This is a genomic window from Salipiger bermudensis HTCC2601 (assembly GCF_000153725.1).
Taxonomy (GTDB): domain Bacteria; phylum Pseudomonadota; class Alphaproteobacteria; order Rhodobacterales; family Rhodobacteraceae; genus Salipiger; species Salipiger bermudensis.
Genome location: NZ_DS022276.1, coordinates 698,413 through 717,342, shown reverse-complemented (window position 1 = coordinate 717,342; position 18,930 = coordinate 698,413). Strand labels below are relative to the sequence as shown.

The window sequence follows — 18,930 nt, the reverse complement described above, 5'->3', positions numbered from 1 at the left end:
CAATGACCAAGACCATCCTCAGGGCGCTTGCCGGCGAGACCTTGCCCGTGCCGCCGATCTGGATGATGCGCCAGGCCGGGCGCTACCTGCCGGAATACAAGGCGACGCGGGCGCAGGCCGGCGACTTCCTGTCGCTGTGCTACAACCCCGAGCTCGCCGCCGAGGTGACGCTGCAGCCGATCCGCCGTTACGGCTTCGATGGGGCGATCCTGTTCGCCGACATTCTGCTGGTGCCGCAGGCGCTCGGCAACGACCTGTGGTTCGTCACCGGCGAGGGGCCGCGCCTGTCGACCATCACCACGCAGGCCGAGTTCGACAAGCTGGGCCGTGGCGAGATGATCCATGACACGCTGAGCCCGATCTACGAGACGGTGAAGATCCTCCGCCGCGAGCTGCCGGAAGAGACCACGCTGATCGGCTTTGCCGGCGCGCCGTGGACGGTGGCGACCTACATGATCGCGGGTCGCGGCACCAAGGACCAGGGCCCGGCGCACGCGCTCAAGGCCGAGAACCGGCCGCTCTTCGAGGCGATCATCGAGCGGTTGACCGAGGCCACCATCGACTACCTCTCGGCGCAGGTCGAGGCGGGGGCCGAGGTGGTCAAGCTGTTCGACAGCTGGGCGGGCTCGCTCTCGGGCGAGGATTTCCGGCGCTACGCACTTGAGCCCGCACGGATCATCACCCAGGAGCTCAAGGCACGCCATCCCGGCCTGCCGGTCATCGTGTTCCCGCGGCAGGCGGGGCAGGGTTATGTCGGCTTCCACGAAGCGACCGGCGCCGATTGCGTCGCGGTTGATGACAGCGTGAGCCCGGAATGGGCGGCCGAGCACGTGCAGGTTTCGGGCTGCGTGCAGGGCAATCTTGCGTCCTCGCACATGGTGACCGGCGGCGACGCGCTGGTGACCGAGACCCTGCGCGTGGTGAAGGCGTTCTCCAAGGGGCCGCACATCTTCAACCTCGGTCACGGCATCACCCCCGATGCCGATCCCGAGAACGTGCAACTGATGATCGACACGGTGCGCGAGGGCGCCTGAGCCCCCGGCTGCGGCACGATCCGGGTTGCGATGACCCTGCCCCGGTGCGATTGGGGCAGGGACACAGCCGGAGATCCCAGACATGCCCTTCACCCTCGCCACCTGGAACATCAACTCGGTCCGCCTGCGCGAGGCGCTGGTCTGCAAGCTGCTGACCGAGGAGGCACCGGACGTGCTCTGCCTGCAGGAGTGCAAGAGCCCGGTCGAGAAGATTCCGATGGAGGCGTTCCGCGCGCTCGGCTACGGCCATGTCGTGGCGCGGGGGCAGAAGGGCTACAACGGCGTGGCGATCCTGTCGAAGCTGCCGATGCGCGACATGGGCGACCACGACTTCGCCGGGCTGGGCCATGCCCGCCACGTTGCGGCCGAGCTCGAGAACGGCGTGACGGTGCAGAACTTCTACGTTCCCGCCGGCGGCGACGTGCCCGATCGGGAGGTCAACGAGAAGTTTGGCCAGAAGCTCGATTACCTCGCCGAGATGCGCGACTGGTTCCGCGCGGAGGCGCCGAAGAAATCCATCCTCGTCGGCGATCTCAACATCGCCCCGCGCGAGGATGACGTCTGGTCGCACAAGCAGCTTCTGAAGGTGGTCTCGCATACGCCCGTCGAGGTCGAGGCGCTGGCCGAGACGCAGGAGGCCGGTGGCTGGGTCGACATCACCCGCAAGGACATCCCCGAAGGCCAGCTCTATTCGTGGTGGTCCTACCGGGCGCGTGACTGGGATGCCGCCGACAAGGGCCGTCGCCTCGATCATGTCTGGGCGACGCCCGACATCGCCTCCGCCGGGCATTCGAGCCGGGTGCTGCGAGATGCGCGCGGCTGGGAAAAGCCCTCGGACCACGCGCCGGTTTTCGCGACATTCGATCTCTGACCGCGAACAATGGCGCCGGGGGAACCGGAAGGACTTGGCAGGGTTGAGACGAACCCTGTAGGCATAGGTCCATGTTCATCACCGATCTGCGCATCCTGATCTCCGTTCTCATCGCCGTCCTCCTGCCGCTGGCCGTGGGGGTGGCGATCTGGCGGGTGCTGCGCCGCGCGCGCACGCCGCAAGGCTCGGTCGCGTGGGTTGTGTTCCTGCTCGCCGCGCCTTGGTTCGCGTTGCCAGCCTACCTGCTTTTCGGGCATCACAAGCTGCACGGCTTCACCAAGCGCCGGCGTGCCAGTCACCAGCTGATGAAGACCTACGGGGCTTATGCGCGCACGGTACAGCCGAGCCGGCAGCGCGCCGCCTACCGGCTCTACGAGAGCATCTCGGAGCTGAAAGTGGTCGGCGGCAACCGGTTCGAGCTGCTGATTGACGGCGCGCAGACCTTCCCGGCGATCCACGAGGCCATCGACGCCGCCAAGAGCTACGTGTTGGTCCAATACTATACCATCGCCGACGACGACACCGGCCGGGCGCTGGCGGACCGCCTGATCGCGGCGGCGGAGCGCGGCGTGGACGTGCGTCTGCTCTATGACGGGGTGGGCAGCTACAGCCTGCCGGCAAGCTACCGCGAGCGGCTGGTCGAGGCCGGTGTCACCGTGCTCGACCCGCGCGCCGCACGCGGCCCGACCTCGCGGCTGCAGATCAACTTCCGGAACCATCGCAAGACCGTCATCATCGACGGCGAGATCGGCTTTACAGGCGGACTCAACGTCTCGGACACCTATCGCGGGCTGAACCCGGAATTCGGGCCGTGGCGCGACACCCACCTGCGGCTTACCGGGCCGACCGTGGCGCAGCTTCAGCTGGCCTATGTCGAGGACTGGCACTGGGCCACCGACGAGGCGCTGGGCGAAAAGCTGCACTGGACCCCGGCGGCGCAGGAAGATGGCGCCGACGCGGTGGTGGTGCCCTCCGGCCCGGTCGACGAGCTCGACAGCGGCTCACTGTTCTATTTCTCCGCGATCAACGCCGCGCGAGAGCGGCTGTGGATCTCGTCGCCCTACCTTGTTCCCGACGAGGAGGTCATGGCGGCGCTGAAGGCGGCGGCGCTGCGCGGGGTCGACGTACGGGTGCTTGTGCCCGAGGTCCGCGACCACTGGCTGACCTGGCTCGCGGCCTTCACCTATTTCGACGAGCTGCGCGCCGCCGGGGTGCAGATCTGGCGCTACCAGCCGGGTTTCGTGCACCAGAAGGTGGTGGTCTGCGACGACGATTTTGCCGGTGTCGGCACTGCCAACCTCGACAATCGGTCCTTCCGGCTCAATTTCGAGACCATGGTGGCGGTGTTCGACGAGCGCTTCGCGGGCCGGGTGGCCGCGATGCTCGAGGCGGATTTCGAGGTCTCCGAGAAGCTCGAGACCAGCTTCGACGAGCAGCCGCTGTGGCTGCGCGCCGGCGCACGCGTCACCCGGCTGTTCTCTCCGGTGCTCTGAGAGGGACCGCCGGGCATGAAAATCGCGAGCTACAACATCCGCAAGGCGCTGGGGACCGATCGCCGCCGCGATCCGGCGCGCATCCTCAAGGTGCTCAACCAGATCGACGCCGACGCGGTGCTGCTGCAGGAGGCTGACCTCCGGCTCGGGCCGCGCCCCACCGCGCTGCCGCGCTTCCTGATCTCGCAGGAGACCGACTACGAGGTTGCCGACCTGGCGATCAACGATGTCAGCATCGGTTGGCATGGCAACGCCATCCTGCTGCGCCGGGGGCTCGAGCCCGCCCGGCTCGAGCGCATCGATCTGCCGGGGTTGGAGCCGCGCGGCGCGGTGCTGGCCGAAGTCGGCGGCGTGACCCTGGTGGGCGCGCATCTGGGGCTGATGCGGCGCTACCGCCTGCAGCAGATGACCACGATCCGCGAGCATCTGAAGGGGCGCGAGATCCGGGCGCTGATCGCCGGCGACTTCAACGAGTGGTCAGACGTCCGCGGCTACGAGCCGTGGGAGAAGAATTTCGAACTGCTGCTGCCGGGACGCAGCTATCACGCGCGCCGACCCTTCGTGGCGCTCGACGGCATCGCCCACGGCCGCGGGCTTCGCATCGCCGAGATGGGGGTCGAGAGTGGCGGCGCGGCGCGGCTGGCCTCGGATCACCTGCCGATCTGGGCCCGGATCGAGCACGACTAGCGCGGCTTTTCGGCGCTTTGGGCCCAAGCGCTGACGCGATCCCCTTGCAACACCAAGGCTCATGCGCCATCTGTCCCTGCAACGTGACCGCAAGCAGCGGAGGACAAGATGCTGGAACTGGGTGGCAATGCGCAGGCGCCGAAGGGCGATCTGATCAAGGACGTGACCGAAGCCGACTTCATGGCCGAGGTGGTCGAGAAGTCGCAGGAGGTCCCGGTGATCGTGGACTTCTGGGCGCCGTGGTGCGGCCCCTGCAAGCAGCTCGGACCGGCACTCGAGGCCGAGGTGACCGCTGCCAAGGGCGCCGTGGTCATGGCCAAGGTCAATGTCGACGAGGCGCAGATGATCGCCGGCCAGATGCGGATCCAGTCGATCCCGACGGTCTATGCCTTCTACAAGGGCCAGCCGGTCGATGGCTTCCAGGGCGCACTGCCGCCCTCCGAGCTGAAGGCCTTTGTCGAGCGGGTGATCCAGGCCGCCGGTGGCGAAGCCGGTGAGGACGGGCTCGATGCCGCGGTCGACGCCGCCGAGGAGATGCTCGAGCAGGGTGCCGCCACCGACGCGGCGCAGACCTTCGCGGCGATCCTCGAGGAAGAGCCGCAGAACGCCCGCGCCTACGGCGGCTTCGTGCGCGCCCATATTGCGATGGACGATCTCGAGCAGGCCGAGGCGGTGCTCAACGGCGCCCCGGTGGAGATTTCCAAGAGCCCCGAGCTGGAAGCCGCACACGCGCAGCTCGAGCTCGCGAAGCAGGCCGCCGATGCCGGCCCCGTCGCAGATCTGACCGCCGCCGTCGAAGCCGATCCGGCCGATCATCAGGCCCGCTTCGACCTCGCTCAGGCGCTCTATGCCAAGGGCGACGCGGCGGGCGCGGTGGAACAGCTGCTCGAGCTCTTCAAGCGCGATCGCGAGTGGAACGACGGCGCGGCAAAAGCTCAGCTTTTCACCATCTTCGAGGCGCTGAAGCCGAACGATCCGGTGGTGCTGAACGGACGCCGAAAACTCAGCTCGATGATATTTGCCTGAGGCCTCGGGCGCGCTAGCTGGGCTTGCATGGCGAAACACATCGATCTGCCGGGAACGATCCCGATCTTTCCCCTGCCGGGCGCGCTGCTTCTGCCGCGCGCGCGGCTGCCTCTGCACATTTTCGAACCCCGCTACCTGGCGATGTTCGACGACGCGCTCAAGACCGAGTCGCGCCTGATCGGCATGGTCCAGCCCGACCCGCTGTCGAAGCGCGAGGGCGGAGACGGGCTTTACCGCATCGGCTGCGCCGGGCGGGTGACGCAATTCTCGGAAACCGAGGATGGGCGCTACATGATCACCCTCACGGGCATGTCGCGGTTTCGCATCCGGCAGGAGATCGAGAGCTTCACCCCCTACCGCCGTTGCGAGGTGAGCTGGGAGGGGTTCGACCGGGATCTCGAGACCGACGAAAGCGATCCCGAATTCCAGCGTGACGCATTCATGAGGCTGCTCGACCGCTATTTCGAGGCCAAGGGCCTGTCGGCGGACTGGGGCACGCTCAAGGAGGCCGATGACGAGCTGCTGGTGAATTCGCTGTCCATGCTGCTCGAGTTCGACCCCGAGGAAAAACAGGCGCTGCTCGAGGCGCCGTCGCTGCAGACCCGGCGCGAAACGCTGGTGACGCTGATCGAATATGCCCTTCGGGGCGGTGGCGGAGAGGACCGCGTGCAATGACCGAAGCCGACACATCCCCCGCGGCGTTTGACCGCCGCATGCTCGAGGCGCTGGTCTGCCCGGCGACGCAGCACCGGCTCGACTACGATCTCGAGCGTCAGGAGCTGATCAGCAAGGCCGCGGGCCTCGCCTACCCGATCCGCGACGGCATCCCGGTGATGCTGGTCGACGAGGCGCGTCGGATCGACGACTGAGGCAATTCGCCGGTTGCGCAACCCCGCCCGCCGGGCCGATGATCGCAACAGATGCGGTGTTCGGACTGGGAGGTCGGGAGATGCGGACGGCGATTGTTCTTTCCATGGTTCTGAGTGGCGTTGCGCCGGGCACGCTTCTGGCCGAGAACGAGGAGGGTGCGGCCTATTTCCAACAGGCCTGCACGCGCTGTCATCGCAACCCGTCCGAGGTGTCTTATGCGTTCGAAGGGCCGGATGCCGCGGCCGAGATGGACGCCTTCCTGAGCCGCCATCATGCCAGCGATCCCGACCTGCGGGCGGCGCTCATCGCGTGGTTCCGGTCTCAGACCAGCGAGTAGAGCGCCATCGCCGCCGCCAGCGCGGCGAAGATCGTCGCGAACCCCGCCATTATCCGGTGATCCTTGCGCGAGAGCGGCCCCGAGCCGTAGCTGAAACGCTCGTAATGGATGTGCGAGAGCGGCACGCCGAGGTCGTTGAGCGTATCGGTCAGCGTGGTCATCAAGGGCCCCGGGCCGCAGATCATCACCTCGACGCGCTTCGGATCCAGCCCATCGAGAAGCAGCTTCATCTGCGCCTCGCCGAGCCGGCCCTGCGCGATCTCGCCGCCGGCGTTGCGGCTTGCGGTCAGCAGTGGCGTCACGCCGAGCGTCGCCAGTGCCGGGCGGAACATCGCGGCGGGGATCATGTCGCGGCTGTCATGCATCGCGTAGGCAAAGCGCAGCCGGCAGGCGCAGCCGTCGCGGGCGAAGGTTTCGAGCATCGACAGGATCGGCGCGATGCCGACGCCGCCGGCGATCAGGACGAGCCCGTCGCGCGGGGCGTCGCTTGGTCCGAAGCTGCCATGCGGCCCGTCGATGGCGACGCGGGTGCCCGGTTCCACCGCATCGAGCGACGAGGTGAAATCGCCCGCCTCCTGGATCAGCAGCCGGAGTTGCGGCGCGCCGGGGGCGGAGGCGATGGAGAACGGGTGGTCATGCAGCGGCAGGCGCTGGCCGCCGACGCTGGCCCAGACGAACTGGCCGGGCCGGAAGTCGAGGCTGTCGCCATGCGGGTTCTCAAGCAGCATCTCGTGGATGCGCGGCGTGACGCGGCGGAGGCTGGCGACGGTCCAGCACTCACTGCGGGGCCGTGTCAGCCGACGGGCATAGACCCAGAGCGCGGGCAGGGTGACGGCGGCAGCGAAGCCCGTCCAGAGCGCGGCGCGGGCCGGGCCAAGCAACCCGTCGGTGACAAGGTGTGCCAGCACCAGCCCGACCAGCGCCAGCGCCCCCAGAGCGTGGCTGCCGCGCCAGATCTGGTAGCGCACCGGCAGCCGGTCGCGCAGCAGCGCCAGCCCCACCAGAAGCGCCAGCAGGATCAGCGCCAGCCGCGCATCCCAGAGCCGCTCGGCGGTCATCAGCGTCGCGAAGCGGCGGGCGAGGCGGTTCGGGCGATCCGGGTCGGGCAGGCCGATCAGCAGCGCCACATGCGCCAGCGCGAAGGCCAGCGCCATCGGCGCGGCCCATTTGTGGAATGCCATGGTGATGTCGATGCCGATGCGGCCCGAAACCGCCTCGAAGCGGCCGCTGGAGATCATCTGCAGGAGGATCATCGCTGCCGAGATCGAGCCCGCCGCGGCGCCAAGCTGCACGGTGACCTGCCGGTGCGTCTCGCCGAGCAGGGCGGCCAGCGCGAGCGGCAGCACCACGGCGCCGATATAGATCAGCGCAAGTGTAAGCGGGGGAATGCCCGCGTGAATGCCCCTGTGGCTCGGAAGATCCGGCATCCGGCCCTCCATCGGTTTGCGTCCCGAGTCTGCACCCGTGCCGCAAACCGCGCCTTGAGCCGCGTCAAAGAGGGAGGTCGAGCGCCCGCTTGAACATCTCCGGATCGACATTGCCGCCCGAGATCGTGCAAACCACCGCGTTGCCCTCGATCTCATCGCCGTGGAACAGCGCCGCGGCCAGCGCCACCGCGCCGCCCGGCTCGGCCACCACCTTGAGGTGCCGGAAGGCGAGCTGCATGGCCTTCAGCGCCTCTTCCTCGCTGACGGCGAGGCCCGGACCGCAGAGGCGGCGCATGATCGGGAAGGTCAGCTCGCCGGGCTGCGGCGTCACGATCGCGTCGCAGATACTGCCCGAGAGTTGCGCGTTGCGGGCGATCTCGCCGGCTGCCAGAGAGCGTTTCACGTCGTCGAACCCCTCGGGCTCGGCGGGCCGTACCCGCAGCCCCGGCGCCCTGGCTTCGAGCGCCAGCGCGATGCCCGAGGTCAGACCGCCGCCGCCGCAGCAGACGATCACGTCGGCCTCGCTCACGCCGGCCTCCGCCGCCTGCTCGGCGATCTCGAGCCCGCAGGTGCCCTGTCCGGCGATCACCTCGGGTTCGTCGAACGGCTTGATCAGCGTCAGCCCGCGCTCTGCCGCGAGCCGCGCGCCGATCGCGTCGCGGTCTTCGGAAGCGCGGTCATAGAGCACCACCTCGCCACCGAGCCCCCTGGTGCCGGCAACCTTTGCGTCGGGCGCGTCCGAAGGCATGATGATCACCGCCGGGATGCCATGCATCCGCGCCGCCGCCGCGATGCCCTGCGCGTGGTTGCCCGAAGAGAACGCGATCACGCCACGCTGCCGGAGCTCGGGATCGAGCACCGAGATCGCCGACCACGCGCCGCGGAACTTGAAGCTGCCGGTGTGCTGAAGGCACTCGGCCTTGACCAGAACCCGGCGCCCGGCGATCTCGTCGAGGAACGGAGAGGAAAGCAGCGGCGTGCGGCGGGCGTGACCGGCGAGCCGCTTTGCGGCCGCCTCGATGCGGGCGATGTCCATGGAATGTCCTGTGGTGCGGCGTTTGGCCGGAGCCTGCGCCGGGGCCTTTCCGGTGTCAACGGGGTTGCGGCGCGGGCGGCGCGGAGGCAGGGTCCGGCGCCATGATCGAACGGGAACACAGCGCGGACGGGGTGACATCGCGGGCGTATTATTCGCCCTGCGAGCGCTATCGCTACGGGCTCGAGCGGGTCTGGGGGCAGGGGCCGTCGCTGCTCTATGTCATGCTCAACCCCTCGACCGCCGACGAGCTGCGCAACGACCCCACCATCGAGCGCTGCCAGCGTCGTGCGGTGCAGCTGGGGTTTGGCGCGATGCGCATCGCCAACCTCTTCGCCTGGCGCGCCACCCGGCCCGAGGACCTGCGCAAGGCGCGCGCGCCGGTGGGCACGGAGAACGACGCGCTGCTGCGCGCCTGGCATGATCAGGCCGACATGACGCTGGCCGCGTGGGGCGTGCACGGCGCGTTGATGGGGCGCGGGCCGGCGCTGGCGGCGGCGCTGCCGGGCGTGCTGCATCACCTCGGCCTGACCCGCGACGGCCACCCGCGCCACCCGCTCTACGTCTCCTACAAGGTCGCGCCGGCGCCTTGGCCCGAGGCCGAGCGCTACCCGGTCACGCCCGCGCGGATTGCGGGCGGTTAACCCTGAGCGGCGATATCCGTTGAGTTGCGGCCTCCGGCGCGGGAAACTCTGCACTCGTCATGAGTGAGAGGTTGGCGGATGCTCTGGTTGGCGGGTCTGATGGGAATGATGGTGCTGGGATCGGTTGCGATCATCGGCACGCAGGAGCTTGGCGAGAGCGACGAGGGCGACACTCCCGATGAGGCGGAAGAGACCGGTCCGCGTGGCGTCATCGCCTCGGGCACCGAGGGTCCCGACACGCTTGAGGGCAGCGAAGAGACCGATCTGCTGGCCGGGCTTGGCGGCGATGACCTGCTGGACGGGCTGGGCGGCGACGATGAACTGGTGGGCGGCGAGGGGAGCGACACCGTGCTCGGCGGCGACGGTAACGACACGCTGCACGGCGACGCCGGGGGCGACCTGCTCATGGGGCTTGGCGGATCGGATCAGCTCTTTGCCCATGATGGCGGAGGCGCGCTCGACGGTGGGGACGATGATGATGAGCTGCAGGGCGGGCTGTCGGCGGATTCCCTGCTCGGCGGCTCCGGGAACGATGCGCTGCACGGGCGCGAGGGCGACGATACGCTGATCGGAGGCACCGGGCAGGACACCTTGTTCGGTGGCTGGGACGATGACGTGATCTCGGGCCTGATGCTGGCCGGAGATGGCGGCGATGGCGATGATCTCGATTATCTCAACGGCGGCGATGGTGACGACCGGCTCGAGATCGGCGCACGCGACGTGGCCTCGGGCGGGGAGGGCAGCGACGAGTTCGTGCTCGGCTCGTGGATCCGCGACGGCCAGAGCGCCATGCTGATGGATTTCGATCCCGGGCAGGACCAGATGCTGATCGTCTACGACGACAGCGACGGGGCCGACACGCCCGAGGTCGAGCTGCGCAGCAGCGCCGAACTGCCCGGTCTGACCGAGGTCGTGCTGGATGGCGATGTCATCGCCGTGATGCCCGATGCCGACGCGCCTGAGGTCGAGGCCATCGTCGTGCTGGGCGAGAGCGCGGCTGCGCTGGCGGGCGCGGCCTGAGCACGCAGCCTGAGCACGCGGCCGGTGCGGCTGTGGCGGCAGGCGGGGATTTTCCTTTTCAACGCGCCGGAATCGCCTTATACGCGCGCATCCGCTCCATTCGGGGGTGGGTATCTCCACGGGCCCTGCTGGACGACATCCCGGCTTGTGCCATCCACACCAACCATCAAGGAGACCCCGATGTCGATCACCGTCGAAGAAAAGAACCGCCTGATGAAGGAATTCGCCACCAAAGAAGGCGATACCGGCTCCCCTGAAGTTCACGTGGCCATCCTCACCAGCCGCATCACCACCCTGACCGAGCACTTCAAGACCCACAAGAAGGACAACCACTCGCGTCGTGCCTTCTCAAGCTCGTGGCTCAGCGCCGCAAGCTGCTGGACTACCTGAAGGCAAGGAAGAGCCCGTTACCAGGACTCATCAGCGCCTCGGCATCCGCCGCTAGTCGCTTTCGGGCATGCGCCCGGCCAAGGTTACGAGCGCCCGTTCCGAGAGGAGCGGGCGTTTTCATTTTGCCAGTTCTTGCGAGTTGCGCGGCGATCGGATTTTGCACATACTGAAGGCGAGATTTCATTTATTCATTAATCCTGGGGTTGAGACATGCCTGATGATTTCGAGAATGCAGTATCCACAACAGGAACGATTTCAGTAGGCGGTTTCGCGACAGGTATTATCGAAGTGGATAATGATGTCGATTGGTTTGCTACGCAGCTGGACGCAGACCAGTATTACCGGATCGATCTGGTCTCTGCTTCGAATGGCGATGTTTTGGGCCTGGGAGACCCCTATTTTCTTGGATTGCGGAATTCGCAGGGTCAGATCGTCTATGGGACAGGGGATGACGATGGTGGCGAGGGTTATAACTCCCGGAGCATCTTTTCGGTTGCCCAGTCCGGGACCTACTATCTCGCGGCGTCTGCCTTTGGAACTTCCACCGGAGCATATGAACTGAACCTAACAGCCTACGATTTCGTTGATGATTTCGGTGCCGATCCTGAGACTTCTGGAAATTTCTCCGTTGGAGAGACCGTATCCGGAGAAATTCAGGCCGGCGACGTCTATCAAATTCAGGATGACGACTGGTTTGCAATAGAGTTGACGGCCGGTGAAAGCTATATCTTCGATGTGTCCGCTAGCGGCAATGGCACTTCTGACAGCGGGGGCTTTCCGTCTATCGAGGGGTTGTATGACTCGGAAGGCGAGTATGTGTCGGAATGGAATGACCAAGTTGCCTACCGAGGTAACAAGGTTCTGTTTACTCCCGATGAATCAGGAGTGTACCATGTATCTGTAACAAATTGGGATTATTTCTTGGAAGGTGAAGGCGGCTACGAACTGCAAGCCTCAATCTACCAACGCATCGACGATTTCGCGGCGACGGTCGATACGACGGGCATTCTACGTGTCGGAGAGGCCGCAACTGGCGAGATTGAGGATAATGCGTTTCTACCGCGCGCGGATCGTGACTGGTTTGCAGTGGAGTTGGAGGAGGGCGGCGTTTACCAGTTCGTCATGTCGCCCACCGACGCCACAGGCTCGCTGTCCTACTCGGCCGTGATCAGGGGGATCTATGACAGCGAGGGAGACTTGATCCCGGTAATGGTCAGAAATTCTTATTACTTGAGCAACAGTTTGTTTTTCGCTCCCGAGGCCAATGGAACGTATTTCGTATCGGCATCGGCCGAGTGGGTCGACGTGTATGGCGCCTACGAAATCTCGGCCGAAAGGATTTACAGTTTCGATGGATACGTACCGGATGCCGTGGCCTCGATCCAGATACACGCTTACTCTCCCAATTATGTCGACGATGCGTCTTCGACGCTCGTGTTTGGTTCAGACCGCGATAATACGATTCGCGGCATTTCCGGGCACGACGTCTTGCTCGGTGCGGAGGGCGACGACCTCTTGATCGGTGATGACACTGCCGACGGTCAATGGCTCCCCGGCATCGAGGGAGCGGTTTTCCGCCTGTTTGAGTTTCTGCTCGACCGCGAACCCAGCGAGAGAGAGCTGCAGATGGGGCTGGAGAATGCTTATTATTCATTCTACGGTCTGAGCGATGCGGCGGCCTTCATCATCGGCAGCCCCGAGTTCGATCAGCGCTGGGGTGATCTGCATGGCGCAGACCTGATTTCGTTCTTCTACGAGCGTTTGCGTGGCAATGTCGTGGATGATGATCCTTATCGCGAAATTTGGCTAGACCAGTTGGAACGGGCCTATAGTTGGGGTTTGCTGCCTCGCTACGCCGAGGGCGAGATCGCCAGCGCTTTCGTCCTGAGCGAGGAGTATCAATCGCAGAGCTCGGGCTACGATCTGACTGGGCGCCTCGTCGAGTTCGAAAATCAATGGGGAGACGAGGTGTTCTCGTCCTATCAGGCGGTCTTGGGCCGGCGTCCGGATGCGCGGGGGTTCGAGAACTGGCTCGATCGCATCGAAAACGGGCTCGATCTCAGCGGTCTGACCCGGATGCTGCTTACGTCGCAAGAGTTCGAGCAGAGCGCGAGTGGCCTGTCGGATCGCGACTTTGTCGAACTGGTCCTGACCAATTTGGATGACACGACATCCGAAGTCGAGGTGGATTTCGCCGCGGCACAGCTTGACGCCGGGCTCAGCCGTGATGAATTCGTCGCCGTGCAAGTCCTGCTCAATGACGATCAAGGCTTTGACGCATGGATGCGCGCGCGGGGCGAAGACGACGTGCTCGCTGGCGGTGCCGGCAATGACCTGCTCTTCGGTGGGCCCGGGTCCGACAGGTTTGTCTTTGCACCCGACGAAGGCAACGACACGGTCGCCGATCTACAGTCCTTCGACATCATTGACCTGATGGCCTTTGGTTTCGCCGATCTCGATGCCGCGCTTGAGGCCTTCCATCAGGATGGCGACCACCTCGTCTTCGAAGCGGAGAATACCAGAATCCGGTTCCAGTCCGAGCAATTGGCGGCGCTCACCGACGACATGCTGCAGGTTTGATCACGATTGTGAAACCAGTGCCGGACATCGATCATTCGCTGTCTCGGCGTTGCCAGGTGAGCGGTCAGCGAGAGGGCTGCAAGGTCAGTGTTTGCCGGCGATAGAGCGCTGCTCGCCTGGCGCGGAATGCCTTGCGGCTTGAAATCTCGCGATGCGCTTACGATCTGCTGGCGGGGGTGACGCACCGCGGGTTTTTCTTTCAATCATCGGGAAAACACTGTATGGCCGCGCCATCTGAGACGTGACGCCCTTGGCCCCCGGGCGCGTGCAGGAGGATAGGGGGCGGCGGCAATGGGGCCGCCACGAAAACGGGAGACGCGGGAGGGCCCGCGAGTGCTCCCTCACAGGATATGAACATGTTCAACATTACGAAGAAATCGATGCAGTGGGGCGAAGAGACGCTCACGCTGGAATCGGGCAAGGTTGCCCGTCAGGCCGACGGCACCGTCATCGCCACGCTGGGCGAGACCTCCGTCATGGCCAACGTGACCTTCGCGAAAGAGCCGAAGCCGGGTCAGGATTTCTTTCCGCTGACCGTCCACTACCAGGAAAAATACTATGCCGCGGGCAAGGTGCCCGGCGGCTTCTTCAAGCGTGAAGCGCGTCCGACCGAGAAAGAGACGCTGACCGCACGCCTGATCGACCGTCCGATCCGCCCGCTGTTCGTCCCCGGCTTCAAGCATGAAGTGCTGGTGATGTGCACCGTGCTGAGCCACGACCTCGTCAACGACCCCGACATCGTCGCGATGATCGCCGCCTCGGCTGCGCTGACCATCTCGGGCGTGCCGTTCATGGGCCCGATCGCCGGCGCCCGCGTCGGCTTCGAGGATGGCGACTACGTGCTGAACCCGACCGTCGACGACATGCAGGGGCTGCGCAACAACCCCGAGCAGCGTCTCGACCTCGTCGTGGCCGGCACCAAGGACGCCGTGATGATGGTGGAATCGGAAGCCTATGAGCTGACCGAGGAAGAGATGCTGGGCGCGGTGACCTTCGCGCACGAGCAGATCCAGCCTGTCATCGACCTGATCGTCTCGCTGGCCGAAGACTGCGCGAAAGAGCCGTTCGACTTCCAGCCGCCGGATACTCGGCGCTGTACGAGGTCGTGAAGGGCCTTGGCGAAGACAAGATGCGTGCCGCCTATGCGATCACCGACAAGCAGCAACGCGTTGCCGCCGTCTCGGCCGCCAAGGAAGAGATCAAGGGCCAGCTCTCGGAAGAGCAGCTCGAGGACGCGAACCTTGGCTCGGCTCTGAAGAAGCTCGAGTCGACCGTTCTGCGCGCCGACGTGGTCAAGAACAAGCGCCGCATCGACGGTCGCGCGCTTGACCAGGTCCGCCCGATCCAGTCGGAAACCTCGGTGCTGCCGCGCACCCACGGCTCGTCGCTGTTCACCCGCGGCGAAACCCAGGCGCTGGTCGTGACCACGCTGGGCACCGGCGACGACGAGCAGATCATCGACGCGCTGCACGGCAACTTCCGCTCGAACTTCCTGCTGCACTACAACTTCCCTCCCTACTCGGTGGGCGAAGTGGGCCGCGTCGGTTCCCCGGGTCGTCGCGAAATCGGCCACGGCAAGCTGGCATGGCGCGCGCTGCAGGCCGTGCTGCCGGCTCCGACCGACTTCCCCTACACCATCCGCCTGGTCTCCGAGATCACCGAGTCCAACGGCTCGTCCTCGATGGCTTCCGTCTGCGGCGGCTCGCTGTCGATGATGGATGCGGGCGTTCCGCTGAAGGCCCCGGTGGCCGGTGTGGCCATGGGCCTGGTGCTGGAAGATGACGGCGAGTACGCGATCCTGACCGACATCCTCGGCGACGAGGATCACCTCGGCGACATGGACTTCAAAGTCGCAGGCACCGAGAACGGCATCACCTCGCTGCAGATGGACATCAAGGTCGCGGGCATCACCCCCGAGATCATGAAGAAGGCGCTGGCACAGGCCAAGGACGGCCGGATGCACATCCTGTCCGAGATGGGCAAGGCGCTGTCCGAAGCCGGCGAGTTCTCGGTCCACGCTCCGCGCATCGAGATGATGCAGATCCCGACCGACAAGATCCGTGAAGTGATCGGCTCGGGCGGCAAGGTCATCCGCGAGATCGTCGAAGTGTCGGGCGCCAAGGTCGACATCAACGATGAAGGCCTGATCAAGATCGCGTCGCCGAACGGCGAGTCGATCCAGAAGGCCTATGACATGATCCACTCGATCGTGGCCGAGCCGGAAGAGGGCAAGGTCTACAAGGGCAAGGTCGTGAAGATCGTCGATTTCGGCGCCTTCGTGAACTTCTTCGGCAAGCGCGACGGTCTGGTGCACGTGTCCCAGATCGAGAACCGCCGCCTGAACCACCCGAGCGATGTGCTGAAGGAAGGCCAGGAAGTCTTCGTGAAGCTGCTCGGCTTCGACGATCGCGGCAAGGTGCGCCTCGCCATGAAGATGGTCGATCAGGAAACCGGCGAGGAAGTCTCCGCCGAGAAGAAGGAAGAGGCGGCCGACTGAGCCCCTCTCACCTGAAGCAGAAAAAGGAACGCCCCGGTCACTGACCGGGGCGTTCCGCATTTCTGAAGGCTGCCACTTGCGCGTGGTGTCTTCGGCGCTGAATCAGTTGCGACGAGAGGGCGGCGGGGCGCCTTCTGGGGCGAAAACCAGCGAGGTGGTTTCGGCGCCGGCCCAGTAGCCCTCGAAATAGTCGGCCGGGTTTGCGCGGGCGCGCTGCGCGTCGGTCAGCGCCAGCAACCCGGCGATATCGTCATAGCCCCAGCTCAGCAGCAGGCCCGGAGCGGCCACCGCCGAGAGCTTCTCGCCGGGCAGGCCCGACGCCGGGTTCTCGCGTGCGAAGGTTTCCAGCGGTGCGAGGCGAGAAACCTCGCGCCATTCGCTCCAGAGCATCACGTCGGTCTGGCCCAGTGCCGCGAGGTAACGCCCCAGCACAGGCTCCATCGCCGCCGGCAGGAGGTCTTCCTCGGGGTGGTAGAGGCCGGTGCGCTCGCAGTATTCCGCCAGACGCGCGGCGAGGTCCTGATCCGCCTCGGGGATTTCGCCGCCGATCGCCTGCAGCCAGACGGTGCGCGCAAAGCGGTCGAAATCCGTGGCGCCGATGGCAAAGGCAACGTCGGACCACGCCACCGCCTCCCCGGTCTGCTTGATGAGATCCTCGAAGCCTTCGGGGGCGGGGTTGAGCGGCTCGGGCATGCCGCCCTCCTCGATCTGCTCCATCAGCGTTTCGGGGTCCATCGACACCCGCATCGGGCCGAAGCTCGCGGTCTCGGGGGTGTAGCCGGGCACCCGGTAAAACGGGTTCAGCACGACGAAAACGTGGTCGTAATCGTATTTCCACCAGTCGAGGACCGGCACGTTGTCGTAAGGATGCTCGAGCCGGCGGGGCACCGGGCTCAGCGTGTCGTTCTGAAGGTCGAAGTCCATTGCGTCCTGTGTAGCACGGCGCGGCGGCGCGCGCCAAACGCTCTTGGCCGTCGTCAGGGGCGGCCGCGTGCGGTGGTAAACGGTATGCTGACGAAAAAAGGCCGGGCGTGACGCCCGGCCAGGTCCAACAGGGAGGTGCATGTGAATGCCCGCACATGCAACGGGATCTCTGTCATATAGGAACTAAAGCTATCTGAACAATGATGCTTTGATCTGACGCAAACGGAACCCCGCCGTTGCGCGAAGAGATGCCGACCGGCGTGCGCCTCTGCCGTCGCGGGCCTGGTTCGCGTGGGAACAAAAGGGCCGCCGCTGTCGTTGGGCGGGCAATGACGGGCGCACTGTCTGCTGCCCACGATCGCAAGATCGCCCCTCCGTCACGACAGAGAGAAAGCGAGAGACCCATGGCCGACAAGCCGACCCTCACCTCCACCTCCGGTGCGCCCTATCCCACGAACCGCACGTCGCAGACCGCGGGCAGCCGCGGCCCTGTGCTGATGCAGGATCACCAACTGATTGAAAAACTTGCGCATCAGAACCGCGAGCGCATCCCCGAGCGGGTCGTGCATGCCAAGGGCTGGGGGCTTCAGGGCACCTTCACGGTCACGCATGACATCTCCAGATACACCTGCGCCAAGCTGTTCTCCGAGGTTGGCAAGACCACCGAGGTGCTGTCGCGCTGGTCCACCGTCGCCGGTGAACGCGGCGCCGCCGATGCAGAGCGCGACGTGCGCGGCTTTGCCCTGAAGTTCTACACCGAGGACGGCAACTGGGACATGGTGGGCAACAACACCCCGATCTTCTTCGTCCGCGATGCGTTCAAGTTTCCTGATTTCATCCGCACGCAAAAGCGGCACCCAAAGACCAACATGCGCTCTCCCGAGGCGATGTTCGACTTCTGGGCGGCGCAGCCCGAATCGGTGCACCAGGTCACCATACTGATGTCGGACCGCGGTATCCCGCGCACCCCCGCGCACATGAACGGTTACGGCTCGCACACCTTTTCGATGTGGAACGCCGAGGGCGAGCGTCACTGGGTGAAGTTCCACTTCAAGACCCAGCAAGGGCATGACTGGCTGTCCGACGCCAAGGCGGCCGAGATCATCGGCCAGACGCGCGAGAGCTACCAGGAAGAGCTGTGGAACATGCTCACCGAGGGCAATTTCCCGAAATGGACCATGTACATTCAGGTCATGAGCGAGGAAGAGGCGCTCGAAACGCCGTTCAACCCGTTCGACCTGACCAAGGTCTGGCCGCACGAGGACTACCCGCTGATCGAGGTCGGCGAGCTCGAGATGAACACCATCCCTGAGAACTACTTCCAGATGGTCGAGAACGCCGCCTACAACGTGAACAACGTGGTGCCGGGCATCGGCTTCTCGCCGGACAAGATGCTGCAGGCTCGGATCCTGTCCTACGCCGATGCGCACCGCTACCGCCTTGGCACCCATTACGAGGCGCTGCCCGCCAACGCACCGAAGAACGCCAAGGTGAACCATTACCACAAGGACGGCGCCATGCGGTTCTTCACCAACGATTTCGGCAATCCCGACGCCTATTACGAGCCGAACCAGTATGACGGCCCGGTGGCGGACGAAAGCGTGCAGGAGCCGCCGATGCGCATCGACCCCGAGGCCGTCGCCGCGCGCTTCGATCAGGAAGAGAGCGAAGTCGATTACGTCCAGCCGCGCGCCCTTTATGCAGAGGTGCTCGACGATGACGAGCGCGACCGGCTGCACCGCAACATGGCTGGCGGCATGGCGCCCTGCACCGACGGCGTGAAGGAGCGCTGGCTTGCGGTGCTGAAGAAGGTGCATCCCGATTACGAGGCCGGCGTGCGCCGCGCGCTGGAAACCGGCCAGCACGGCGACCCGTCCCTGCCGGTGACCGACGACACCCCGATCCGCGCCGCTGAGTAAGCCGCGCATCCTTGAAAATGAAAAAGGCCGCCCGAACCCCCGGGCGGCCTTTCTGTTTGGGACGCTTGCCGGGGGCGCTGCCCCCGTCCGCGTGCCGCGGACTCCCCCGAGGTATTTTTGAACCAAAGAAGCCAGGAGCACGGCACCCCTGGCTTCTCTTCGTCAAGAATACTCCCGC

The 18,930-nt window shown here is 65.5% G+C and carries 15 protein-coding genes and 2 pseudogenes; 14 read left to right on the top strand and 3 right to left on the bottom strand.

Features of this window, described 5'->3' with window-relative positions; all coding sequences use genetic code 11:
* Nucleotides 1–2: 2 nt before the first annotated feature.
* The 8 genes from hemE to R2601_RS03395 all read left to right on the top strand — a co-directional run bounded on the left by hemE (nt 3) and on the right by R2601_RS03395 (nt 6,318).
* Nucleotides 3–1,034 carry a uroporphyrinogen decarboxylase gene (gene hemE, locus R2601_RS03430; protein WP_007793609.1) on the top strand — a complete coding sequence of 344 codons (1,032 nt, stop codon included), beginning with the start codon at nt 3–5 and terminating at the stop codon, nt 1,032–1,034.
* 82 nt (nt 1,035–1,116) lie between these two features.
* On the top strand, nt 1,117–1,905 hold the full coding sequence (locus tag R2601_RS03425) for an exodeoxyribonuclease III (RefSeq protein WP_007793606.1): 789 nt from the start codon (nt 1,117–1,119) through the stop codon (nt 1,903–1,905).
* 71 nt (nt 1,906–1,976) lie between these two features.
* A complete protein-coding gene (gene cls / locus R2601_RS03420; protein WP_007793603.1) occupies nt 1,977–3,398 on the top strand; it encodes a cardiolipin synthase in 1,422 nt (473 codons plus the stop codon).
* 15 nt (nt 3,399–3,413) lie between these two features.
* Nucleotides 3,414–4,085 (top strand): endonuclease/exonuclease/phosphatase family protein, encoded by a 672-nt coding sequence (locus R2601_RS03415; protein ID WP_007793600.1) that lies wholly within the window; start codon nt 3,414–3,416, stop codon nt 4,083–4,085.
* Between the two features lie 108 nt (nt 4,086–4,193).
* The gene (locus R2601_RS03410) at nt 4,194–5,111 is read left to right on the top strand and encodes a thioredoxin family protein (protein WP_007793598.1); all 918 of its coding nucleotides are present in this window, start codon (nt 4,194–4,196) and stop codon (nt 5,109–5,111) included.
* 27 nt (nt 5,112–5,138) lie between these two features.
* Nucleotides 5,139–5,786 (top strand): LON peptidase substrate-binding domain-containing protein, encoded by a 648-nt coding sequence (locus R2601_RS03405; RefSeq protein WP_007793595.1) that lies wholly within the window; start codon nt 5,139–5,141, stop codon nt 5,784–5,786.
* Nucleotides 5,783–5,980 carry a Trm112 family protein gene (locus R2601_RS03400; RefSeq protein ID WP_007793593.1) on the top strand — a complete coding sequence of 66 codons (198 nt, stop codon included), beginning with the start codon at nt 5,783–5,785 and terminating at the stop codon, nt 5,978–5,980. Before R2601_RS03405 ends, R2601_RS03400 begins: the two co-directional genes overlap by 4 nt.
* A gap of 80 nt (nt 5,981–6,060) precedes the next feature.
* Nucleotides 6,061–6,318 carry a hypothetical protein gene (locus R2601_RS03395; protein WP_040544328.1) on the top strand — a complete coding sequence of 86 codons (258 nt, stop codon included), beginning with the start codon at nt 6,061–6,063 and terminating at the stop codon, nt 6,316–6,318.
* Here R2601_RS03395 and R2601_RS03390 read toward each other — a convergent pair.
* Nucleotides 6,303–7,745: a ferredoxin reductase family protein gene (locus R2601_RS03390; RefSeq protein ID WP_195903837.1), complete on the bottom strand. Its 1,443-nt coding sequence runs from the start codon at nt 7,743–7,745 to the stop codon at nt 6,303–6,305. The genes R2601_RS03395 and R2601_RS03390 overlap by 16 nt on opposite strands.
* A 64-nt stretch (nt 7,746–7,809) precedes the next feature.
* Nucleotides 7,810–8,781 (bottom strand): threonine ammonia-lyase, encoded by a 972-nt coding sequence (locus tag R2601_RS03385; protein WP_007793582.1) that lies wholly within the window; start codon nt 8,779–8,781, stop codon nt 7,810–7,812.
* A 101-nt stretch (nt 8,782–8,882) separates the two neighbouring features.
* Between R2601_RS03385 and R2601_RS03380 the strand changes: the two genes are divergently transcribed.
* The 5 genes and pseudogenes from R2601_RS03380 (at nt 8,883) to pnp (ending at nt 15,909) form a co-directional block, all read left to right on the top strand.
* Entirely contained in the window at nt 8,883–9,422 is a 540-nt protein-coding gene (locus R2601_RS03380) for a DUF1643 domain-containing protein (RefSeq protein ID WP_007793580.1), read from the top strand.
* Between the two features lie 78 nt (nt 9,423–9,500).
* The gene (locus R2601_RS27535) at nt 9,501–10,442 is read left to right on the top strand and encodes a calcium-binding protein (RefSeq protein WP_007793577.1); all 942 of its coding nucleotides are present in this window, start codon (nt 9,501–9,503) and stop codon (nt 10,440–10,442) included.
* A gap of 180 nt (nt 10,443–10,622) precedes the next feature.
* Nucleotides 10,623–10,887, top strand: a pseudogene (gene rpsO, locus R2601_RS03370) (30S ribosomal protein S15).
* Between the two features lie 155 nt (nt 10,888–11,042).
* Nucleotides 11,043–13,412, top strand: a complete 2,370-nt coding sequence (locus R2601_RS03365; RefSeq protein ID WP_040544324.1) for a hypothetical protein — start codon at nt 11,043–11,045, stop codon at nt 13,410–13,412.
* A gap of 356 nt (nt 13,413–13,768) precedes the next feature.
* Nucleotides 13,769–15,909, top strand: a pseudogene (gene pnp, locus R2601_RS03360) (polyribonucleotide nucleotidyltransferase).
* Between the two features lie 102 nt (nt 15,910–16,011).
* Here pnp and R2601_RS03355 read toward each other — a convergent pair.
* Nucleotides 16,012–16,833, bottom strand: coding sequence for a DUF2711 family protein (locus R2601_RS03355; RefSeq protein WP_007793568.1), 822 nt, complete (start codon nt 16,831–16,833; stop codon nt 16,012–16,014).
* Nucleotides 16,834–17,237: 404 nt separating this feature from the next.
* Between R2601_RS03355 and R2601_RS03350 the strand changes: the two genes are divergently transcribed.
* On the top strand, nt 17,238–18,752 hold the full coding sequence (locus tag R2601_RS03350) for a catalase (RefSeq protein WP_007793566.1): 1,515 nt from the start codon (nt 17,238–17,240) through the stop codon (nt 18,750–18,752).
* Nucleotides 18,753–18,930: the final 178 nt, after the last annotated feature.

Excerpts from the sequence above, each read along its gene's own strand:
- hemE (WP_007793609.1), top strand. The coding sequence starts at position 3 with ATGACCAAGACCATCCTCAGGGCGCTTGCCGGCGAGACCTTGCCCGTG.
- R2601_RS03425 (WP_007793606.1), top strand. The coding sequence starts at position 1,117 with ATGCCCTTCACCCTCGCCACCTGGAACATCAACTCGGTCCGCCTGCGC.
- cls (WP_007793603.1), top strand. The coding sequence starts at position 1,977 with ATGTTCATCACCGATCTGCGCATCCTGATCTCCGTTCTCATCGCCGTC.
- R2601_RS03415 (WP_007793600.1), top strand. The coding sequence starts at position 3,414 with ATGAAAATCGCGAGCTACAACATCCGCAAGGCGCTGGGGACCGATCGC.
- R2601_RS03410 (WP_007793598.1), top strand. The coding sequence starts at position 4,194 with ATGCTGGAACTGGGTGGCAATGCGCAGGCGCCGAAGGGCGATCTGATC.
- R2601_RS03405 (WP_007793595.1), top strand. The coding sequence starts at position 5,139 with ATGGCGAAACACATCGATCTGCCGGGAACGATCCCGATCTTTCCCCTG.
- R2601_RS03400 (WP_007793593.1), top strand. The coding sequence starts at position 5,783 with ATGACCGAAGCCGACACATCCCCCGCGGCGTTTGACCGCCGCATGCTC.
- R2601_RS03395 (WP_040544328.1), top strand. The coding sequence starts at position 6,061 with ATGCGGACGGCGATTGTTCTTTCCATGGTTCTGAGTGGCGTTGCGCCG.
- R2601_RS03390 (WP_195903837.1), bottom strand. The coding sequence starts at position 7,745 with ATGCCGGATCTTCCGAGCCACAGGGGCATTCACGCGGGCATTCCCCCG.
- R2601_RS03385 (WP_007793582.1), bottom strand. The coding sequence starts at position 8,781 with ATGGACATCGCCCGCATCGAGGCGGCCGCAAAGCGGCTCGCCGGTCAC.
- R2601_RS03380 (WP_007793580.1), top strand. The coding sequence starts at position 8,883 with ATGATCGAACGGGAACACAGCGCGGACGGGGTGACATCGCGGGCGTAT.
- R2601_RS27535 (WP_007793577.1), top strand. The coding sequence starts at position 9,501 with ATGCTCTGGTTGGCGGGTCTGATGGGAATGATGGTGCTGGGATCGGTT.
- R2601_RS03365 (WP_040544324.1), top strand. The coding sequence starts at position 11,043 with ATGCCTGATGATTTCGAGAATGCAGTATCCACAACAGGAACGATTTCA.
- R2601_RS03355 (WP_007793568.1), bottom strand. The coding sequence starts at position 16,833 with ATGGACTTCGACCTTCAGAACGACACGCTGAGCCCGGTGCCCCGCCGG.
- R2601_RS03350 (WP_007793566.1), top strand. The coding sequence starts at position 17,238 with ATGGCCGACAAGCCGACCCTCACCTCCACCTCCGGTGCGCCCTATCCC.